The organism is Roseibium sp. RKSG952 (genome assembly GCF_009711355.1).
In genome coordinates, this window is record NZ_SMMF01000953.1 from 51,987 (window position 1) to 57,283 (window position 5,297).

The following is a 5,297-nucleotide window of genomic DNA, read 5'->3' on the forward strand; positions in this document are numbered from 1 at the left end:
CACGTTCGGGCACCAGATAGGCGACCGGTTGACCATCCGGATCAGGCGGAGCGGGAATGGCAAATCCCGCAAGCGTAATGGTCTGACCATCAAATTCCGGGTTACCTGCGGTTCCGGCTTTCTTGCGGCGCTCGGTCACCACCTGCCGCTGGTCCAACAGCCAGTCGACATCGACATTATCCGCCGCCAGCGCCTCTTCGGTCTCAGTCAGCAACTCCTGCCACTTCTGCCGCTCTTCCGCGCTGCCGGTATCCTGAGCCAACCTGCCCCGCAGCCGGACGACAAACAGCAGATCATCAAACTGTTCCGGGCTGAGGTCGCGATACGGATCCTCAAAGACCTGCACAGACGGGTCGGGCAGATCGGACCAGTCCAGCGCGACACCTGGCGCGGCAAAAGAGGCTTGCCCCGCCAAAAGCAGCGCAGCCACCGTAATCAGCCGAAACAAGGTTTTCATCTGCATTCTCCGTCGCATCGCGTATTGCGGCAGTTCCACCTTAGATCATTGCAGCGTGTTCTTATAGATCACGCCATCCTTCATGATCAGCCGGATCGTTTCCGGGCTTTCGGGCCTTGGATCAGCGCCAAACCACTGATCGCCTGTTCCCACGACCGAGAAATCCTCTAGCGGGTTGCCGTCAATCAGCAGGATATCCGCATAAGCCCCCTCTTCGATCACGCCGAGCTTACCTGCGGGATAAGGGTTCATGAAATCACCGGACAGTGCAACGATTTCACCCCCTGTTGAGGTCAAAGTGACCATCGAAGTGAGAGGCCCGAAGAAGTCATTGTTGAGCTTCTTTTCATAGGCAATCTGAATATTGCACGCCTCGACCGAGCCGACGCAATCCGTCTGGAAACCGCGTTTGACGGGGCATTCGCGCATGTTGTCGATATAGCCGGCAAAGGTTTCGGATGCGGACTTGGCCTTGGCAAGGCTCGAAGGAACGCTTGCTACGGCGGGGATTTCCAGAAGGCCGGGATCAAAGGCCGTCAGATTAGTTGTGATATAAGCCCCTTTCTCATTCATCAGTGCCGCGATTTCACAGTCGAAAGAGAACCCGTGTTCGATACTTTTGACGCCCGCATTCAGGGCATTCATGATCGCTTCTTTCCGATAGGAATGGGCCATCACGTAGCTGCCATACTCATTCGCAACCTGCACGGCGGCCTCGATTTCCTCGGGGGAACCGGCCAGCAGTTGCCACGGATCAAAGGCCGAAACCACACCACCTGACTGCATGTATTTCAGTTGGGTTGCACCCATGCGGAAATTGTTTCGACCAAACTTCAGAACATCTGCAACGCTGTCCACCTCCTGCGCCATGTTCAGGCGTCCGAAATTGGTCGAGGCACCGGGTGGCGAGGTGAAGCTGGCGAAATCTGCGTGACCACCACGCGTGCCCAGAAATGCGCCAGAGGGATAATAGCGTGGGCCGAGGATCTGGCCTGCATCAATTGCCCGTCGCAATCCGCCGTTTGCACCACCGGCATCCCGCACGGTCGTGAAACCCTGCATCAGATACATCTCGGCCATGCGGGTACCGTGGATGCCAAAGTCTTCCCAAGTGGCGTTTGCCTCCATCGCAGGAATGCTTGGCCCCATCAGCATCAGATGAGCATGTGTTTCGATAAAACCCGGTGACAGGGTGCGCCCACCACCATCAATCACCGTGGCATCCGGCGCATCGATCGCATCTGTCGAAACGGTTTTGATCAGGTTGCCTTCGACCAGAACGCTTGCATTCTCAATCCGTTGTTCATTTAAACCGTCAAAAACATGGACATTGGTGAACAACGTTTGTTCAGGCGCATCCTGTGCCGCAGCGGCGGATGCCAAAAGGCCAAACGCAAGTCCGATTGCACGTGCTTTCATCTCACTCCCTCCGATCCCTGATCGGATGGTAGATCATATTTTCAAAATTCCATATGTTAATTTTACTGTTGAGAAGGGTAGCGCTTCACCAACTTCGGGTTTGGTTGATCTTGCAAACAAATCTCCTTTAGGTAGATTCCCGCAAAACAAGAATTCGATCACTCAGGCTATTACTCAGAACTTATAAAACCGTCGGGCGGACCGGATTGCCGTCTGGCGCGCTTACCACCCTTCTTTCAAAGGCGCCTACCAATGACCCTCATATTCAGTTCGTTACTTCTGTCATTTGGCGTTTTTGCGCGAATGGTTGTTCCCGTGATCCTGATCAGCGCCGCTTCGTTTGTGGTTTGGGCTGTACTGGGTATCGTTACACTCGGCTTCGCAAGCTACGTCAGCGGACCAGTCACAGCCATGTTCATCAGCCTGTTCGGCATTCGCGTGGCGTTGGCAGTAAAGGGTGATTTACGCCATACTGACTTCAAGATTCTGGCATTGAACTCGTTTATGTACGGGGTCTTCTTTTTTGTCGTGGTGGGCGGTTTGGTCTTGCTTGCTAACGCCATCGCTGTTCTGGTCGCCATGTGGCAGGTCGGCGTACCCATTTCGTTGGATGCGTTCAAGAACACACCGCAATCCACCCAAGTTGCCTTTGCCTTGATCGCGGTGAGCATCAAGATAGCCGTCGTCGTCGTGGTTCTGACGGTTACTTACGCCATCATGGCGGTGCCGCTGGCAAATGCTGCCAGAGAAGCGGGCCACAGAACGCCAAGCAATGGTTTCTTTTATGGCCTCGGACGCAGCTTTCTGCCGCTGTTCTGCATCTTTTTCGTGTCTTTCTTCCTGCAGTTTTATTTTGAACTGTTAACGCTTCTGTTCGCGGTTCTACCACTCGTCGTATCCATAATTTCCATCGTTACGGGGCAGGCTTTGCCGGATTTTGACCTGGATATCATACTCCAAGGCATAGCCGCCTTAGCCGGGCTTTTGTGGCTGAATTCGTGGATCTGGTCGGCATCGGCTCTGGCCCTGTTGAAGTTTGACGGAAGCCCCGAGGCCCAGAGGAAACCAGTGCAACCCACAGGCCCTGAAACTGAGACTGACATTCGCGCGCTGCGCAAATCTCGCGAGCGGTCGTTTTGAGTTTGGGCAGGTGTTCGGCTGATTTTCGATCTGTCGAGGCTGATGATCGCCCACGAAAGTGAGACCTCTTTTAATTCGGCCCATTCTCATGTATGCGCGCGGTATCTGAGACGTTGTGCCCTGACCCCGGCACTCGAATGGAAGATAAATTGGGGTCGGCGGCAATGGGGCCGCCATGCAAACGGGAGACCCGGAGGGCCGGGAGTGCTCCCATCTAGGATACGCATATGTTTGATGTAACTAAGAAATCGATGCAGTGGGGCGAAGAGACGCTCACACTGGAAACTGGCAAAGTTGCGCGCCAGGCCGACGGCACCGTGATTGCCACGCTGGGCGAAACCAGCGTCATGGCGAACGTAACCTTTGCCAAGCAACAAAAGCCCGGTCAGGATTTTTTCCCGCTGACCGTGCACTACCAAGAGAAATACTATGCCGCCGGTAAAGTTCCGGGTGGCTTCTTCAAGCGCGAGGCGCGCCCGACCGAGAAAGAGACGCTGACCGCGCGTCTGATCGACCGTCCGATCCGCCCGCTGTTCGTTGACGGCTTCAAAAACGAAGTTCTGGTGATGTGCACCGTGCTGAGCCACGATCTGGTCAACGACCCTGACATCGTTGCGATGATCGCCGCTTCGGCTGCCCTGACCATCTCGGGCGCACCGTTCCGTGGTCCGATCGCAGGTGCCCGCGTTGGTTTCGTGGATGGCGAATATGTCCTGAACCCGACCGTGGACGACATGCAGGACCTGCGCCTGAACCCGGAACAGCGTCTGGACCTGGTTGTTGCCGGCACCAAGAACGCCGTGATGATGGTTGAATCCGAAGCTTACGAGCTGTCCGAGGCTGAAATGCTGGGCGCCGTGAACTTCGCGCATGAGCAGATCCAGCCGGTTCTGGACCTGATCATCGATCTGGCCGAAGAAACCGCCAAAGAGCCGTTTGAATTCGAAGCGCCCGATTACTCGGAACTGTACGCTGCCGTTGCAGCCGCCGGTGAAGAGCAGATGCGCGCCGCCTTCGCAATCACCGACAAGCAAGAGCGCACCGCCGCTGTTGCCGCTGCCCGTGAAGCGATCAAGGAAGCGCTGACCGAGGAACAGCTGGAAGACGGCAACCTGGGTTCGGCGATGAAAAAGCTGGAAGCCGGCATCCTGCGCGGCGACGTTGTCAAAGGCGGCAAGCGCATCGACGGTCGCTCGACCACCGATGTCCGTGCGATCGATGCTGAAACCTCGCTGCTGCCGCGTACGCACGGTTCTGCCCTGTTCACCCGTGGTGAAACACAGGCACTGGCCGTGACCACGCTGGGCACCGGTGACGACGAACAGTTCATCGACGCACTGCACGGCAACTTCAAATCGAACTTCCTGCTGCACTATAACTTCCCTCCGTATTCGGTTGGTGAAGTTGGCCGCGTTGGTTCGCCCGGTCGCCGCGAAATCGGCCACGGCAAGCTGGCATGGCGCGCGCTACAGGCTGTTCTGCCCGCACCGACCGACTTCCCCTACACCATCCGCGTGGTGTCGGAGATCACTGAATCCAACGGTTCGTCCTCGATGGCTTCTGTCTGCGGCGGTTCGCTGTCGATGATGGATGCGGGTGTTCCGCTGAAAGCACCGGTTGCCGGTGTGGCCATGGGTCTGATCCTTGAAGATGACGGTGATTACGCTGTTCTGACCGACATCCTGGGTGACGAAGACCACCTAGGCGACATGGACTTCAAAGTGGCGGGTACCGAGAACGGCATCACCTCGCTGCAGATGGACATCAAGGTCGCAGGCATCACGCCGCAGATCATGGAAACCGCTCTGGCACAGGCCAAAGAAGGCCGGATGCACATTCTGGGCGAGATGGGCAAAGCCCTGTCCGAGACCAACGAATTCTCGGTCCACGCTCCGCGCATCGAGACCATGAACATCCCGACCGACAAGATCCGTGAAGTAATCGGCTCGGGCGGCAAGGTCATCCGCGAGATCGTGGAAACCTCGGGTGCCAAGGTCGACATCAACGACGACGGCGTCATCAAGATCGCCTCGCCTGACGGTGAATCGATCAAGAAGGCCTATGACATGATCTATTCGATCGTGGCCGAGCCAGAAGAAGGCCAAGTTTACACCGGTAAAGTGGTCAAGATCGTCGACTTCGGCGCCTTCGTGAACTTCTTTGGCAAGCGCGACGGTCTGGTCCACGTGTCCCAGATCGAGAACCGCCGCCTGAACCATCCGTCGGATGTTCTGAAAGAAGGTCAGGAAGTAAAGGTCAAGCTGCTGGGCTTTGACGATCG

Annotated in this window: 4 protein-coding genes; 2 read left to right on the forward strand and 2 right to left on the reverse strand. The window is 56.4% G+C overall.

Annotation, left to right across the window (positions count from 1 at the left end; translation table 11 throughout):
- Positions 1 to 457, reverse strand: a 457-nt coding sequence (locus E1297_RS49285) for a hypothetical protein (RefSeq protein WP_209016193.1), incomplete at its 3' end; no start/stop codon positions are given.
- Positions 458 to 502: 45 nt separating this feature from the next.
- Positions 503 to 1,876 carry an amidohydrolase family protein gene (locus tag E1297_RS34990; RefSeq protein WP_155146354.1) on the reverse strand — a complete coding sequence of 458 codons (1,374 nt, stop codon included), beginning with the start codon at positions 1,874 to 1,876 and terminating at the stop codon, positions 503 to 505.
- Positions 1,877 to 2,287: 411 nt separating this feature from the next.
- On the opposite strand from E1297_RS34990, the gene E1297_RS34995 reads away from it, so the two are divergent.
- Both E1297_RS34995 and pnp read left to right on the forward strand, forming a co-directional pair.
- The gene (locus tag E1297_RS34995) at positions 2,288 to 3,016 is read left to right on the forward strand and encodes a hypothetical protein (protein WP_155146356.1); all 729 of its coding nucleotides are present in this window, start codon (positions 2,288 to 2,290) and stop codon (positions 3,014 to 3,016) included.
- A gap of 227 nt (positions 3,017 to 3,243) precedes the next feature.
- Positions 3,244 to 5,297 (forward strand): polyribonucleotide nucleotidyltransferase (gene pnp / locus E1297_RS35000; RefSeq protein ID WP_155146559.1); only part of this gene is annotated, 2,054 nt, incomplete at its 3' end.